This window comes from Ruminiclostridium papyrosolvens DSM 2782, from assembly GCF_029318685.1.
GTDB lineage: Bacteria > Bacillota > Clostridia > Acetivibrionales > DSM-1351 > Ruminiclostridium > Ruminiclostridium papyrosolvens.
The window spans coordinates 2136535-2152929 of the sequence record NZ_CP119677.1; the positions used below are offsets into that span (position 1 = coordinate 2136535).

The following is a 16395-nucleotide window of genomic DNA, read 5'->3' on the forward strand; positions in this document are numbered from 1 at the left end:
CGACATATTAATAAAGAATAAAATGTTATTGAATAAAAGCATCAGCTAACGTTAAAGGAGGGATAAGCTTTAAGAAGAGCAAGTCAAGCAATTTGATTTCAATTTTTAAAAAATTATAATTATTAATCCAAGGAGAAAACTATATGAAAAAAAATGTAGGGATAAAAGGAAAGCTATTAATATCATCACTATTAGTTGTTTTAATAACTCTGGCAAGTATTAGTGGTATTGTCATATACCAAGTTAATCAAAAGGCTTATGATGATTATTATAGTAATTCTACAGAACAAATGACGACTGTTTCCAGTGCTATAAACATTTTCTACGAGCAAATAGACAAGAACATTGAGATGTTAGCAACAAATCCTACGGTTATGATGGCTGATGACAGCATTACAACTTACAAAAATACAACTGACAGTACTCAAATGAATCCTTCAAAGAATAAAGGCATTGAAAAATCAATCTATGAAGTATTTGAGCAGTATGCAAATAGTCATAAAGGGACAAGTTATGTATACCTTGGAACAGAAAATGGAGGATATATACAATGGCCGGAAGAAAGTACCGAAGCGGGTTTTGATCCTACAAAAAGACCTTGGTTTAATGAAGCTGCGAGTAAAAACGGAAGTATTATCAGGACAGCTCCATATACTTATAAATCTCAAATGCTTACAAGCAACGCTCGTTCCTTTACTGATAAAAATGGAAAATTTATTGGTGCAATCGGAATCGATGTACAACCATCCGCGATTAGCAATATGTTAAGTCAAATGAAAATTGGTAAAACAGGGTACTCCATAATTGCTCATAAAACAGGAGTAATTATGGCTGATGGAAAAAATCCTGAAAACAATTTCAAAAACTTAAAAGAAATAAATATTAACGGTATAGAAAAGCTGTTGGCTGATAAGTTGGTACCGTTTGAAATTCTTATTAGTGGTGAAAAATATGTTGTCAGTCCACATAAAGTAGAAGGAACTGATTGGATATTAGCATCATTCATTACAAAAAACGAGCTGGAATCCAGTTCAAAAGGGATAATAGATGTAGTAATGCTTTCTGCAATAATTATACTAATACTGGCAACAACTTTGATTACTTTTCTTTCAGGTAGTATAACAAAACCTATTTTGACAGTTACAAAGAAAATACAAGAATTTTCTCAATTAAATTTTTTAGCAGATGAAAATTCAATGAAAGCGAAATACCTAAACTCAAAAGATGAAACAGGAGATATGGTAAGAGCTCTTAGAATTATGAGAGACAATGTAGCAGAGTTTATCCTAAAAACCGCCGATGCGACTGAACAGGTTGCTGCATCATCAGAAGAATTAACTGCTATTTCTCAACAAGCGGCAATTTCGTCAGATGAGGTAGCTAAAACTATTGAAGAAATCGCAAGAGGGGCCGGTGATCAGGCTAAAGACACTGAAAAGACAGCTGTCAATATAGAAGAGCTTGGTAATTTATTGGAACAAGATACAAACTATATAAAAGAACTTAATACTGCGACCTTTCAAATTGAAAAGGAAAAAGAAGAAGGTTTCATTATTTTGAACGAGCTCATACATAAGACTCAAAAAAATAACGACGCAACAGAGAATGTTTATCAGATAATAAAAAATAATAATGAAAATACAGAAAAAATCGAAAGCGCAAGTATTATGATTCAAAGTATTGCAGATCAAACCAATCTTTTAGCTTTAAATGCTGCAATAGAGGCTGCAAGGGCAGGAGAAGCTGGCAAAGGCTTTGCGGTTGTTGCTGAGGAAATAAGAAAGCTTGCGGAGCAGTCAAATAGTTTTACTAATGACATTAAAGCTGTAATAAATGAGTTGAAGAAAAAATCTCAAAATGCTGTTGACTTAATGAAAGAAGCGAAGCAGATTGGCGAGGAGCAAACCAAAAGCGTTGTAGCAACTGAAGGGAAATTTGATGGTATAGCAGAGGCAATAGATGCAGTAAAAGCTATAATTAATAAACTTAATAAATGTTCAGACCTAATGTCTGAGAATAAAAATAGAATAGTTGATTTGACACAAAATCTTGCGGCAGTCTCACAAGAAAATGCCGCTGGAACAGAGCAGGCGGCTGCATCAATGGAAGAACAAGCGGCTACAATTCAAGAAATTGCTAACTCAGGTAATAACTTAGCCACAATTGCAGAAGAATTAAAAGTATTAATTTCAAGATTTAAGGTCTAATTTTATGGTGTTCAAGTTTTATTAAAAATTTAGCTTAAATATTACAATACCCATTATTATCAAAGTTTTGATTATAATGGGTATTGTGTGATATAATGGACTAAATTGGTTAATACGAACATTGACAATTGGATAATTAGATTAGTTACACATTAGCACCACATATGAGTTACATTCCTTTTTTACAGTAAAAAGAGGTTCTCTCTTCTTATTTTTCCAATGAAATTTCCGAATTCTATTCAAAATTATCCAATACTGTCGTACAAATGAGCAGGTTTAAAATTTTTATCAGGGGGGTGAGTTCTACTTAAATATTTAGGGCAATTTATAAAAGTAAAAGAGAAAGAATAGGAGGATTTTATATGAAAAAAATCATTCGTTTATTAGGGTTAACTATGGTTTTGATGCTTGTATTTACAATGGTATTACCATTAAATCTTTATGCAGCATCAACAGTTACGGTGGATTGGAATACAAATTATCAAGGAATTGATGGTTTTGGTGTTTCAGAAGCTTTTCATCAGTCAAATAATATTGCTCTTTTAGGTGATTCAAAGAAAAAAGAAATTTACGACTTGTTATTTTCAACTTCAAAAGGTGCAGGATTCTCTATTTTCCGTTCTATCTTGGGTGACGGAGGTACATGGGGAAATGCAACAGACGGACCAAATAAGACAATGCAACCTTCTGAGACGACTTGGGACTGGAAAGAATCAAATGATGACCAGATATCCATGATTAGAGAGATACAGTCCGGCTACGGAATCAATAAAATTCTTTACACTGTATGGAGTCCGCCTGCATGGATGAAATCAAACGGGTCAACTTCAAGAGGCTATCTAAAGACCGATAAATATCAAGCATATGCAACATATTTAGCAGAGCATATAAAAAACTACAAATCAAAATTCGGAATTGATATTACTCATATAGGGATTTCGAATGAGCCTAACCTTGAAACAGACTATTCTTCATGTACATGGACATCAGCTCAATTCAAAACCTTTATGAAGGATTATCTGGTACCAACTTTTGATAAAGAAGGTATTACTGCAAAAGTTATTATGGGTGAGCCAATGTCTTGTACGGAATCCTTTGCTATAGACAGTTTAAATGATTCAACTGCAGTAACCAGAACAGATATTGTAGGCTGTCACAATTACGGCTCCTCATACACAACTTTTCCCACTACAAAGGCAAAAGGAAAAGGAATATGGCAGACAGAAATATCAGATATGAATGGAAATGATATTACAATTAATGATGGCCTGAAGTGGTCAAAACAAATTTTTGATTTTATGACAATTACTCAGGGAAATGCATGGAATTACTGGTGGGGTGCCTGCTATAAAACATATAACGGAGAAGGCCTCATACAGTTGGATATGAACTCGAGAACTTATAAAATTGCCAAAAGGCTTTATACAATCGGTCAATATTCAAGATTCATAAGACCGGGCTGGCAAAGATTCTCCGCTACTTCAAATCCTGTATCAAATGTATATGTTACCGCATACAAAGACACTGCTACCGGTAAATTTGCTATTGTTGCCATGAATGACGGTTCTTCAAATCAATCAATTACATATACATTAAAGGGCTTTACTCCTGACTCGGTTACTCCGTATACAACATCTTCAACACAGGATTTGGCTGAAGGTTCAAAAATAACTGTTAACGGAGGCAGCTTTACTGCAACTCTGGCTGCAAATTCAATAACTACATTTGCAGGGGGAGACAATATGAATCCAGCCATCTATGGTGATGTTAACGGTGACAAGGTTGTTGATGCAATCGATATTGTACTTTTCAAACAGTATCTGATAAATCAGATAAGCACATTTCCGTCGCCGGATGGAATGAAGCTTGCTGATGTAAACGGTGATAGCAGCGTTGATGCAATTGATTTTGCGTTAATCAAGAAGTATTTGCTGGGCTTAATACCTAAATTGCCTGTTTAAGGCTAGTTTATTAAAAATATATATAAGAAAAAAGGGACAAGGATAAATCCTTGTTCTTTTTTTACACTTTAGGAGTTTTGCGCATATAAAAGTAATTGCAAATACTTGGATTAATATCGGAATTCATTTATAATCATCATTATGTATCGTTACCTTAGGAATGGGAGATAAATTTTTAAAAATGATAAAAACAAATGAATTCACTATTGTCAAAGATAAAAATGCGGACAGGATATATATTGATGCTAAAGGCCGGGACTACGACGGACTGAGCCTTGTAGCAGCGTCTTTTGCAAATGATATTAATTTGGTTGCTGATATAGTACCGGAGGTTACAACAGATATTTCTCTACTGGATAATACAATAATTGTTGCCGGTTCTATTGGAAATAACGATTTAATTGATGCTCTGATATCAGAAGGCAAGATAGATGTATCATATATAAAAGGCAAGAGAGAATGTTATAGGATTTGCGTTATAGACAGGCCTGTTCAGGGAGTGGACAGAGCTATGGTAATCGTAGGAAGTGACAAGAGGGGAACGATTTACGGCATTTATCACATATCGGAATTGATTGGTGTAAGTCCTTGGGTGTATTGGGGAGATGTACTGCCTGAGAAGAAGTCCTCCCTTGATATTTCAGAAGATAAACTGAATTTTACTTCAAAGGAACCGTCTGTAAGATATAGAGGTATTTTTTTGAACGATGAGTGGCCTTCTTTAGGTACATGGACAACAAATAAGTTTGGTGATTTCAACGAATATTTATATGTGAAGGTATTTGAATTACTTTTAAGACTTAAAGGAAATTTTCTATGGCCAGCCATGTGGACGGCAATATTCAGCGAAAACGGAAAAAGCAGCAGTATCGCCAACGCAAAATTAGCTGATGCATATGGAATTGTAATGAGTACTTCACACCATGAGCCAATGTTCCGAGCCGGTGAGGAGTGGCAGAAGCATTATGAAAGTTACGGAACAAGCAACGAATGGAATTTTGCAAAAAATAAAGAAGCTATAACTAAGTTCTGGGAAGACGGTGTTAAACGAAACAAAGATTACCAGAATGTAATTACACTTGGTATGAGGGGAGAACGTGATTCTTCTTTAGGCGGAGGTTTGCAGGAAAACATTGACCTGCTGAAAAGTATAATTACCACGCAAAAAGAATTATTAAAAAAGTATGGCCTTGAAAATGCTCCACAGTTACTTACCGTATATAAAGAAGTTGAAGAGTTCTGGTATGGAAACGAAACCGTAGAAGGTTTAAAAACTTGGGATGTACTTGATGATGTAATAATTATGCTGGCAGAGGATAATTTCGGTAATATGCGCACCCTTCCAACTATTGCTGAAAGAGACAGAGAAGCGGGATGGGGCATGTATTACCATTTCGATTACCATGGAGGACCAATATCCTATGAATGGGTTAATACAATACCTTTAGAGAAGGTTTGGGAACAGATGTCCATGGCATATGAATATGGTATACATAATATTTGGATAGTTAATGTTGGAGATTTAAAACCAATGGAATTCCCCATATCTTATTTCCTGAGTCTGGCCTATGACTTTGAAACATGGGGAAGAAACGGATTAAACAGAACCGGGGAATTTACAAAAAAATGGGTTGAACAGCAGTTTGGCAAGGTTGCAGGCAGTGAGACATTAAAAGGGATAGAAAATGTATTGACGGGTTATACCAGAATGAACGGAATCCGTAAGCCGGAAACACTGACTTCGGATACCTACAGTACTACATATTATTATGAAGCCCAAAGAGTACTGGAAAGAGCAATCAGTCTTGAAAATGATGCAAAGAAATATTACAACAGAATGCCGGAGAACTTTAAGGATACCTACTATCAGTTGGTTTTCTACCCTGCGGTTGCATCGGCTAATGTTGTAAAAATGCAAATCTATGCAGGCCTAAATAAAAAATACTATAATCTTAAAAGTGTTTTGGCTAACATATATGCTGAGTTAGTGAAGGAAACAATTACGACTGATAAGCAAATGCAGAGCTATTACAATGATACTATGTCAGAAGGAAAATGGCAGGGTATAATGGGCTCTGCACATATAGGATATGTAAACTGGGATGCAACCGGATGGCATTATCCTGAAGTGAACTGTATAATCCCATCAGCTTTTGCCCGTATGATAGTGGATACAGAAGGGGATGAAAAAGGATATAGCTCAGGAACAGCAGTGCTTCCGACATTTTCAAATTTATTAAAAGAGACTTACAGTATTACTATTAGCAACGGTGGAACCGATAAGTTCGATTTTAACATAGAAACAAGTGAAGATTGGATTAAGGTTGACATAGTTGCGGGTAGTATAGTCCTTGTAGAGACAATCCGGGTTTCAGTAGATTGGGATAAGGTTGTAGAAACCACAAAAGGTTTAATTAAAATTACAGGTGCGGGACAGACTGTGAATGTAGACATAAATGCCAAAGTAATTAATACAGACAGCTTACCGCAAATGACTTTTGTTGAAACCAATAACGTTGTATCAATTGAAGCTGAACATACGTTTAACCGTGTTGCAAAATCCGAGGTTGAATGGAAAGTTATTGAAAATTACGGACGTACCCTGTCAGCGGTTAAAATGTTTCCTATAACCATTTCCTTTGAAAAGGCAGAGGAGGCACCGTATGTTGAATATATGATTTACTTGGAGCAGGAAGGGGAGTTTGCATTGACAGCTTATTTTGCTCCAACAAATAATCTGTCTAAAGAAAGCCGTTTAAAATTTGGCATATCCTTTGATGATTCGGCTCCCAATGTTGTAGATACGCTCCCTGACAATTTTGCTGCCGGTAATCATGACAATGAAGCTTGGTGTAAAGGAGTTCTGGAAAATATTCATACTGCAACAACTTCTCACACATTGGAAAAAGGTTTACATTTACTGCGTATTTATGGATTGGACGCAGGATTAGTATTACAAAAACTTGTTTTATCAAAAGGAACTCTTCCATACTCATATTTTGGTCCGAAAGAGAGTTATTTTAAAAAGTAATATTAAGATACGAGCTGCTGTCCAATGGATTTAATAATATTCATGGGGCAGCAGTTTTTTGTTATGGGCTTTAGCCTGTTGAGCATTAGGCGAGTTTCTCGCAAGAGAAATGAGTCATGCGAAACAATAAACCACCTGCTATGCGGGTGGCGACAAAAAGTTATACAAAAAAATCACCTAACCGTTAAAATAGAGTTGTTCAAGCTACTAGTTTAACTAAAGAAAGGTGATTTCAATGGCAATAAAACAAAATAATTTAGCACATACCAAATGGATGTGTAAGTATCATATTGTGTTCACTCCAAAGTATAGACGAAAAGTAATTTATAATCAATACAAGCAAAGTATAAGAGAAATATTAAAGAGACTGTGCAATTACAAGGGAGTTGAAATAATAGAAGGGCATCTAATGCCAGACCATATACACATGTTAGTAAGTATACCGCCTAAAATAAGTGTATCAAGTTTCATGGGATATCTAAAAGGAAAAAGTGCATTAATGATATTTGATATGCATGCAAACTTAAAATATAAGTTTGGAAATAGACACTTTTGGGCAGAGGGATTTTATGTGAGTACTGTAGGACTCAATGAGGCAACTATTAAGAAGTATATACAAGAGCAAGAAAAGCACGATATTATGGTAGATAAACTAAGCGTGAAAGAGTATGAAGACCCCTTTAAGGGGTAGCCAGTAGTACGTTTGTCCCTTCAGGGGTAGCAAAAGCGGCAAGGGCAATAATAGCTTGAACAAAGTGAAAGCCAGCGTCTTTAGGCGCTGGCCGGTAACAAGCCCTTATAGGGCTATCACAAGCCACCCGTTTTACGGGTGGTCATGACTTTTACTAACATTATTTGTACAATGTAGGAATTTATGGTGGTTGATGGTATAATTAATATATTACTGATTAATTAATAAACTCGAATGGAGTGGTGATATGGTAAAAATCAATGGGTTGGAACTTCCACGGAACAGAGGATTAATTGAAGATTCATATGCGACAATTCTAGCTCCATTTGCGGTTGTAAAACCTAAAGAAGACAGCAGAGAACATGAGGATAAATTGCCAGAGAATGAAAACAGAGGCTCATTTCAGCGAGACAGAGACAGAATTATTCATTCAAAGGCTTTCAGAAGACTTATGTACAAGACTCAGGTGTTTGTAAATCATGAAGGTGATCATTTCAGAACGCGATTGACACATACCTTGGAAGTCGCTCAATTTGCTCGGGGGATTTCAAAATCACTGGCTTTGAATGAAGATCTTGCAGAGGCAATAGCTTTAGGACATGATTTAGGACATACCCCCTTCGGACATGCAGTTGAGAGATTTTTAGACGAAGAACTTAAAACCAGAGAAATGGGTCGTTTTTATCATAATGAGCAAAGCGTGAGAGTAGTTGATTTTATTGAACGGCGGAGCGACGACTATTTCGGATTAAATTTAACCAGTGAAGTAAGAGAAGGAATTTTAAAACATAATACTGACAGCAGCGGTATTTATAAAAGTCTGAATCCCCGTAAGCCATGTTTTTCTCTGGAAGGTCAGGTAGTACAATTAGTTGATACTGTAGCTTACTTGTGTCATGATTTACAGGATGGTATCGAATCGGGTTTAATTGAAAACGCCATTTCTAAAAATGTGGATTTTAAAAGAGATATTGATGAAATTGTTGCTATAATAAATGATTTATTAGTGTCTGAGAATAAAGAGATAGGTGTCACAAAATATTCCAATACCTATTTTATTGATAGTTTGATTCACAAACTCATTATGAGTGTTACAGAACAAAGTGTTGAAAATTTAGCAGCGAAAAAAATTCAAACTTTAGAAGATGTCAAGTCTTTAGCAGTAAAAGGAGAGAGCCTTATCACACTTAGAAAAGATGATGAGGACAGGTTTGAAAAGCTCAAAAGTTTAATATATAAGTCGGTATATGGCATACATACCATTCAAACTATGGACAGTAAGGCAGTAACTGTTGTCAAGGACTTGTTTGAGACTTTTGTAAACAATCCGAGGCTGTTACCCCCTGAAGAATTAAATAAATATATGCATATAGAGGAACTCCCGAATTATAGTGGCTTTACCAACAATGAAATACATGTAATTTGCGACTATATTGCAGGAATGACTGACAGGTTTGCATTAGAGGAACATGAAAGGATAAGAAATCCTCATATTAAAATTTAATTTTGATTTTCATATAATTATAAAATAACGCACTTCTTTTATAACAAATCTTTGTTACGGAAGAGGTGCGTTTTTATGTGTTATCTTCATGGTTACAATTTTTACAGCTTGCAGTTTTTTGTCAGGTGTACTAAAATGGGACATACGATTCTTTTCTTTTAATCATAAAAATTAATAACCAGAAATCCTTTACTTACAAATCGCTATGGGGGTAAAAATGTTTATTCACAATATTATTAAGTCAAGCGAGAGTATTTTGGAATCTATACACGATGGAATTGCTATAGCAGACAGCGAAGAAAATGTTATTTATGTTAACGAAGCCAATTACCGTATTACAGGTATTCAGGCAAGTGAATTTCTGGGTAAAAAGGTAAGCGAGGTTGTTCCCGACTCTCATATTCCTCAGGTTCTTACAACGGGAAGCAAGCTGATAGGTATAAAAACGAGAGTAAATGATAAGGACGTAATATCTAATATTGTTCCCTTTGTTTACAAAGGAAAGATTGAGGGTGCAATATCTATATTCAGAGATATCTCTGAAATCAGAGAACTAAACCAAAAGTTAAAAGATGCAAAATCGACAATTAAGCACCTCTACGAAGAATTGGATTTTCTTACTGATGCAGACAGTAATATTGTGGTAGGGAATAATATTGCTATGGTACAGACCCTGAAAACATCGCAAAAAGCCTCAAGGGTAAGTTCAACAGTACTATTACAGGGTGAGAGCGGAACAGGAAAAGAAGTAATAGCCAGATTTATTCACAAACACGGTACAAGATCAGCAAAACCATTTATTACAGTTAATTGTGCTGCTATCCCGGAGAGCCTTCTGGAAAGCGAACTGTTCGGATATGAAGAAGGAGCCTTTACGGGGGCTAAAAAAGGAGGAAGACCCGGTATGTTTGAGTTGGCTGATACGGGTACTATCTTTCTTGATGAAATAGGGGATATGAATTTCCACCTTCAGGCAAAACTGCTCAGGGTGCTGCAAAGCCGTGAGATTATGAGGGTTGGGGGAACACGTCAAAAGCAGATAGATGTAAGAGTAATAGCTGCTACAAATAAAAATCTGATACAAATGGTTCAGGATAATACCTTCCGTGAAGACTTATATTATAGATTGGCTGTCATAAAAATTTTAATACCATCCCTTCGTCAAAGGAAAGAAGATGTACACCTTTATATACAAAATGCGGTAAACAAAATCGGTAAACGCCTTGGAAAGAATGTTTCCGTAACACCAAGAGCAATAAAAATACTTACCGAATACTCATATCCGGGGAATATCAGGGAGCTGGAAAATATTATGGAAGTTTGCATTGTAAGCGATGAAGATGGGATTATAGATATAAACGATTTACCGGATAGCGTTATTCCAATAAAAAAAGAAGTTAAACACAATATAAACCTATCTTTTAATGAATTTCCTTCGTTAAGTGAAGTAGAAGCCTTGATTTTAAGAAAGGCAATAGAGGCATATCACTCCAAATCTGATGGCAATGATTATTGTTCTTATGGCAATCATGCCTGATTACAGAATAGCAGTTGTTATTGGACCAATATGGATATTAGTTTTATATATTGCATTTAAATTAAAAAAAGGTTCAAGTAAAAAAGCATAGTAAACAATAAATATCAAATTATAATAAATTACAAAGGAGAAGTAAATGCAAAAAGAAATAATTTATACACAAAAAGCTCCTGCAGCAATCGGGCCTTATTCACAAGCTGTTAAGCTTGGGGACATGGTTTATACTTCGGGGATGATACCAGTGGTACCTGAAACAGGTGAAGTGGCTCCTGGAGATGCGGCTGCACAAACTGAACAGGTTTTGAAGAATCTTAGTGAGGTGCTGGCTGCAGCAGGTACTAATTTTGATAATGTTATAAAGACAACAGTATTTATCAAGAATATGGGAGATTTTGCCCCAATAAATGAAGTATACAAAAAATACTTTACCGCGAATTTTCCTTCAAGGTCTTGTGTGGAAGTAGCAAGATTACCAAAGGATGTATTAGTAGAAATTGAATGTATAGCCGTTATATAAGTTTAGAAAACTGATTAACCAATAGTCTGGGGCTTAATAGCTCCGGACTATTGGTTGTTGTAATTACCGGAGGTAATGTATGAATATTGAAATAAATCTGAATCAGAAAATGGCTATATCTCCGCAGATGCAACAATCTATGGAGATTCTGCAGATGAGTACACAGGAATTAATGGATTATGTTAAACAATTAGCTGTGGACAACCCTGTTGTGGAGTTTGACGACCAACCCTATGATAATGACAGATCTGAGATACTTAGAAAAAAACTCGAATGGCTTGACTCTGTAAACAAAGAGTACAGAGTTTACAACCATGACCTTGAAGAGGATGAAGAAAATAAAGACGTGGCACATTATATGCGGGGGGATGAGGAGGATTTATATCAGCATTTGCAATCGCAATTAAACTTAATGAAAGCACCAAAGGAACTCTGTAAGACAATTCAATATATGATAGGCTGTATTGATAAAAACGGGTATCTTCAAGAGAAAACAGATGATATGGCAAAGGCTCTCAGAATTGATGAAAAGAAGGCAGAAATGGCTTTACACCAGCTCCAATTAATGGAGCCCGCCGGTGTAGGTGCAAGAAACTTAAAAGAATGTCTTCTACTCCAATTAGAGAGATTGAATCAAAATAATCCACTAGTGATTACACTGGTAAACTGTTATCTTGAATTACTTGGAAAGAATCAACTGAATCTCATAGCTAAGACATTGGGTGTTTCAATAGATAAAGTTAATGATGCATTTAAAATTATTAAAAAGTTGAATCCCAGACCCGGAATGGGGTTTGGGGCAAAAAGAGATATTCATTACCAAACACCGGATTTGGTCATAGTAAAATTCTGCGATTACTATGAGGTGCTTTTAAATAATTTCTCAGATCCTCATATTTCAATTAGCAGCTACTATCGGAATGTCCTTTCACAAAATCCTTCCGATAATGTCAAGAACTATATATCAGATAAATTGAAAGAAGCTGATTGGGCTATCAAATGTATAACCCAGAGAAATAACACCTTGCTAAACGTTACAAAAATGCTTGTGAACCAACAAATTGGCTTTTTTGATAAGGGTCCAAGTTACCTTATACCTATGAACCAGAAATGTATTGCAGATAAGCTGCAAATACACGAGTCTACTGTGAGTCGTGCCATAAGAGGAAAATATCTTCAATGCTCATGGGGGATATTTGGGCTTGATTACTTTTTTACAAATGGGCTTTCTATCGGTTATGATTCTCAAATAGTGCCGGATGCTATAAAATCAGATATTAAAAAGATAATTACGGAAGAGGACAGAAAGAAACCTTATAGTGATCAGAAGATTGCAGAAATACTGAACAAAAAAGGAATAAGTATTGCCAGAAGAACGATAACCAAGTACAGAGAGGACATGGAAATACCAAAGGCAGGGATGAGAAAGGAATACTAGGATACTTTAAGTGGCAGTAATATAAAAACTTGACTTTGCAAAGTGAATTGTAATAGAATGTATGGAATAATTAAAAGTAATCCATTTGTATAACACACATTACAACGGATTGTGGGGTTGATGCTGGCTGATTGCTTCTTGTAAAGCTTTTAGCCCTATTTTATTATCCCATTGATTAAAGTAGCACCTGAACTGCGAACCGCAGGTAGTACATTCAACGAATTGTTTTGTGTCCTTCTGTTCCCGGTTATCAAACATAAAAGGAAGGAATTCATTTTTATTTCTAAGGCCGGGAGCATCGGAATCGATTATATATGAGTAGACATAAGTTGCTTCATATTTAATTAAAAAATTACTGTTATTACAAACAGGGCATATTAAACTGTTTTCAGACATATGTGCCTCCAAATTAGATTTATTATTAAAATTGCCAGTTAATTAATTTGTTATTCATAGTTTATTTTATAAATAAAAGGAGGCTGAAATATGGATTATACTATAAGGCCCATACGTATTGAGGATGCACCATACATAAATGAGATGTACACAATGGATAGGGTGAGAGAAAATCTTCTAGGTTTATTCAGTGAAAGAATAGATCAAACAGAAGAGTTTATTAAGTCTCTTGGTCAAAATCAATATCAAATGGTGGCTGAGACAGATGAAAACGGGGCTAAAAAAGTAGTTGGTACGGTTTCTCTGATTGTAAGCCAGACTCCGAGAACCAAGCACACTGCATCTATAGGGATAATGGTACATAAGGATTATCAGGGAAAGGGAATAGGGACAGCATTATTAGAGAAAATTCTGGATTTGGCAGATAACTGGCTGATGCTTGTACGTGTGGAATTAACTGCATTTGTAGAAAATGAAACGGCTGTAGGCTTTTACAAGACCCATGGTTTTCAGATAGAAGGCACAAAAAAGTATATGGCTGTAAGAAATGGTAAATATGCTGACGGATATTTAATGGCAAGGTACAGAAATCTGAAGTAAAGTATAATAGATGTGACATTGAAAAAGAAATTATTTATTGATATAATAAGAACTGACGTTCTCTGATGAAGCTGATTGGTTTACCGGTCAGCTATTTTACTGATTATCAATTAATATTTTTTGCAGATGGAGGCTAATATACAAAGATATGGGCAAACCCGAGATAAAAATTTCAATCAGAAATCTTGTTGAGCTGGTCTTGAGGTCCGGTGACATTGATAACAGGCTTGTTTCCTCGGGCAGAATGCTGGAAGGGACAAAAATACACCAGAGAATTCAAAAACAGGGCGGGGAATTATATAACAAAGAAGTCTCCCTTGTCCACGATTTTAACACAGACGACTTTATATTCAGACTTGAGGGTCGTGCTGACGGTATAATAGCTGAACCGGGCGGAGCTGTAATAGATGAAATAAAATCAACAATCCGTCCGATTGAATTTATTGATGAAGATTTTAGTTTTCTGCATTGGGCACAGGCTAAGTGCTATGCTTATATTTATGCCGTGCAGAATGAACTTGACAGTATATATGTACAATTAACATATTTTCACATAGAAACAGAGGAAATTAAGAGAATCAGGAAACAGTTTTCTCTTGAAGAGCTGACGGTTTTTATTGAAGAATTGTTGGACAAATATGTAATTTGGGCCCGTATATCGGATTCATGGAGTAATAAAAGAGATACTTCAATAAAAACTCTGGAATTTCCCTTTAAAGAATACAGAAATGGACAGCGGGAGCTTGCAGTTGCAGTATATAAAACAATAGCTCAGGGCAAAAAATTGTTTGCTCAGGCCCCTACAGGTATTGGTAAAACCATATCAACACTGTTTCCAGCGGTCAAAGCTTTAGGCGAACAACACATTTCAAAAATATTTTATCTCACTGCAAAAACCATTACAAGGCAGGTGGCCGAAGAGGCATTTTCAAAAATGAGAGAATGCGGTTTGGCATTCAGAACCATAACACTTACGGCAAAGGATAAAATATGCTTCAACAAAGAAGGAAGCTGTAATCCCGATTTTTGTGAGTACGCCAAAGGTCATTATAACCGGGTTAACAATGCACTGGAAGATGTGCTGAAAAATTCTGAGAACCTGTCCAGAGATGTAATAGAAGAATATTCCCATAAACATACGGTATGTCCCTTTGAATTCAGTCTTGACCTTTCCTTGTGGGCGGACGGCATTATTTGCGACTATAATTATGCATTTGATCCAAGGGTATATCTAAAAAGGTTTTTTCTCAACAATACGGGAGATTATGCTTTTTTGGTAGACGAAGCTCATAATCTGGTGGATAGAGCAAGAGAAATGTTTTCTGCTCAAATATATAAATCCGGTTATCTAGAAGCAAAAAAGCTTATGATGTCAAGAGTTCCTAAAGTTGCAAGAATATTAAACAAGATAAATTCCTATATGGTGGCTCTTCGTAAACAATGCAAGGACGAAGGCTTTATTATCAGCAAAGCAGAGCTGACTGACCTGTATAGAATGTTGAACAGTTTTATATCGGAAGCAGAAGAATGGATACTTAAAAATCAAAATAGCAACATAGATGGTTTTGACCAGCTTTTAGAGACTTATTTCAATTCAATAGCTTTTACCAGAATGGCTGATTTTTACGATGAAAGATATGTTACATTTATAGAAACAAAATCAAATGATGTCAGAGTAAAGCTTTTTTGTCTGGACCCTTCTTTTTTACTTGCAGATGCAGTAAAAAGAGGTAAAACAGCGATTTTTTTCTCTGCAACTCTTACACCCTTAAACTACTTTATGGATGTATTGGGAGGGGACAAAGAGGATTATAACATAAATCTTGCTTCCCCTTTTAATAAAGAAAACCTATGTCTTATTGTTAATGATAGTATTTCTACGAGATATAAAAACCGGGATAAAAGTTATGATAAAATAGTAGACATAATATGGCTTACTATAAGCAAAAAGATTGGGAATTATGTAGTGTTTTTTCCTTCATATAAATACATGAACGAGGTTTATGCACGCTTTACAGAGCAATATCCCGAAACTGATACAATAATTCAGGAAGCTTCCATGACAGAGGAAGAGAGAGAGTGCTTTCTAAGCAATTTTCAATCGGGCAGAGAAAAGAGTCTCGTATCTTTTGGTGTACTTGGAGGGATTTTCTCAGAGGGTATAGATTTGAAGGGAGACAGACTAATAGGAGCCGTTATAGTAGGGGTAGGGCTTCCTCAGGTTAGCCCCGAACAAGATATAATCATGAATTATTATCAAAGCATAAACCGAATGGGTTTTGAAAATGCATATATGTATCCGGGAATGAACAAAGTTCTACAGGCAGCAGGCAGGGTAATTCGCTCGGAACAGGACGTGGGGTTAGTAATACTGCTGGACGAAAGATTCTCAAATGGCAGCTACAGGCGGCTGTTTCCGAGACATTGGGAACATGCATTGCGTGTACAGGATACGGGACTTCTGGGAAAAAAGTTGGAGCAATTCTGGATTGATAAAAATATTGAATAGGTGA

11 protein-coding genes are annotated in these 16395 nt (G+C 35.8%); 10 read left to right on the forward strand and 1 reads right to left on the reverse strand.

Annotated elements, in window-relative coordinates:
* Positions 1-143: 143 nt before the first annotated feature.
* The 8 genes from P0092_RS10015 to rpoN all read left to right on the forward strand — a co-directional run bounded on the left by P0092_RS10015 (position 144) and on the right by rpoN (position 12886).
* Entirely contained in the window at positions 144-2207 is a 2064-nt protein-coding gene (locus P0092_RS10015) for a methyl-accepting chemotaxis protein (RefSeq protein WP_004620360.1), read from the forward strand.
* A 362-nt stretch (positions 2208-2569) separates the two neighbouring features.
* Positions 2570-4168 (forward strand): dockerin type I domain-containing protein, encoded by a 1599-nt coding sequence (locus tag P0092_RS10020; protein WP_004620363.1) that lies wholly within the window; start codon positions 2570-2572, stop codon positions 4166-4168.
* A gap of 181 nt (positions 4169-4349) precedes the next feature.
* On the forward strand, positions 4350-7199 hold the full coding sequence (locus P0092_RS10025; RefSeq protein ID WP_276187187.1) for a glycosyl hydrolase 115 family protein: 2850 nt from the start codon (positions 4350-4352) through the stop codon (positions 7197-7199).
* Positions 7200-7434: 235 nt separating this feature from the next.
* Positions 7435-7890, forward strand: coding sequence for an IS200/IS605 family transposase (gene tnpA / locus P0092_RS10030; protein WP_004616633.1), 456 nt, complete (start codon positions 7435-7437; stop codon positions 7888-7890).
* Between the two features lie 247 nt (positions 7891-8137).
* On the forward strand, positions 8138-9394 hold the full coding sequence (dgt, locus tag P0092_RS10035) for a dGTP triphosphohydrolase (protein ID WP_004620365.1): 1257 nt from the start codon (positions 8138-8140) through the stop codon (positions 9392-9394).
* Positions 9395-9611: 217 nt separating this feature from the next.
* On the forward strand, positions 9612-10931 hold the full coding sequence (locus P0092_RS10040; RefSeq protein WP_004620366.1) for a sigma-54 interaction domain-containing protein: 1320 nt from the start codon (positions 9612-9614) through the stop codon (positions 10929-10931).
* 136 nt (positions 10932-11067) lie between these two features.
* Positions 11068-11448 (forward strand): RidA family protein, encoded by a 381-nt coding sequence (locus P0092_RS10045; RefSeq protein ID WP_004620367.1) that lies wholly within the window; start codon positions 11068-11070, stop codon positions 11446-11448.
* 79 nt (positions 11449-11527) lie between these two features.
* Positions 11528-12886, forward strand: a complete 1359-nt coding sequence (gene rpoN / locus P0092_RS10050) for an RNA polymerase factor sigma-54 (protein WP_004620368.1) — start codon at positions 11528-11530, stop codon at positions 12884-12886.
* A 99-nt stretch (positions 12887-12985) separates the two neighbouring features.
* On the opposite strand, the gene P0092_RS10055 is transcribed toward rpoN, so the two are convergent.
* The gene (locus P0092_RS10055) at positions 12986-13282 is read right to left on the reverse strand and encodes a hypothetical protein (RefSeq protein WP_004620369.1); all 297 of its coding nucleotides are present in this window, start codon (positions 13280-13282) and stop codon (positions 12986-12988) included.
* A 90-nt stretch (positions 13283-13372) separates the two neighbouring features.
* On the opposite strand from P0092_RS10055, the gene P0092_RS10060 reads away from it, so the two are divergent.
* The gene (locus P0092_RS10060; protein WP_004620370.1) at positions 13373-13882 is read left to right on the forward strand and encodes a GNAT family N-acetyltransferase; all 510 of its coding nucleotides are present in this window, start codon (positions 13373-13375) and stop codon (positions 13880-13882) included.
* Positions 13883-14030: 148 nt separating this feature from the next.
* A complete protein-coding gene (locus P0092_RS10065; protein ID WP_004620371.1) occupies positions 14031-16391 on the forward strand; it encodes a helicase C-terminal domain-containing protein in 2361 nt (786 codons plus the stop codon).
* The last annotated feature ends 4 nt before the right edge of the window (positions 16392-16395 follow it).

What these genes read in the sequence shown, in the direction of transcription:
- P0092_RS10040 (WP_004620366.1), top strand. Translation starts at nt 9,612, where the DNA reads ATGTTTATTCACAATATTATTAAGTCAAGCGAGAGTATTTTGGAATCT.
- P0092_RS10045 (WP_004620367.1), top strand. Translation starts at nt 11,068, where the DNA reads ATGCAAAAAGAAATAATTTATACACAAAAAGCTCCTGCAGCAATCGGG.
- rpoN (WP_004620368.1), top strand. Translation starts at nt 11,528, where the DNA reads ATGAATATTGAAATAAATCTGAATCAGAAAATGGCTATATCTCCGCAG.
- P0092_RS10020 (WP_004620363.1), top strand. Translation starts at nt 2,570, where the DNA reads ATGAAAAAAATCATTCGTTTATTAGGGTTAACTATGGTTTTGATGCTT.
- dgt (WP_004620365.1), top strand. Translation starts at nt 8,138, where the DNA reads ATGGTAAAAATCAATGGGTTGGAACTTCCACGGAACAGAGGATTAATT.
- P0092_RS10015 (WP_004620360.1), top strand. Translation starts at nt 144, where the DNA reads ATGAAAAAAAATGTAGGGATAAAAGGAAAGCTATTAATATCATCACTA.
- P0092_RS10065 (WP_004620371.1), top strand. Translation starts at nt 14,031, where the DNA reads ATGGGCAAACCCGAGATAAAAATTTCAATCAGAAATCTTGTTGAGCTG.
- P0092_RS10060 (WP_004620370.1), top strand. Translation starts at nt 13,373, where the DNA reads ATGGATTATACTATAAGGCCCATACGTATTGAGGATGCACCATACATA.
- P0092_RS10025 (WP_276187187.1), top strand. Translation starts at nt 4,350, where the DNA reads ATGATAAAAACAAATGAATTCACTATTGTCAAAGATAAAAATGCGGAC.
- P0092_RS10055 (WP_004620369.1), bottom strand. Translation starts at nt 13,282, where the DNA reads ATGTCTGAAAACAGTTTAATATGCCCTGTTTGTAATAACAGTAATTTT.
- tnpA (WP_004616633.1), top strand. Translation starts at nt 7,435, where the DNA reads ATGGCAATAAAACAAAATAATTTAGCACATACCAAATGGATGTGTAAG.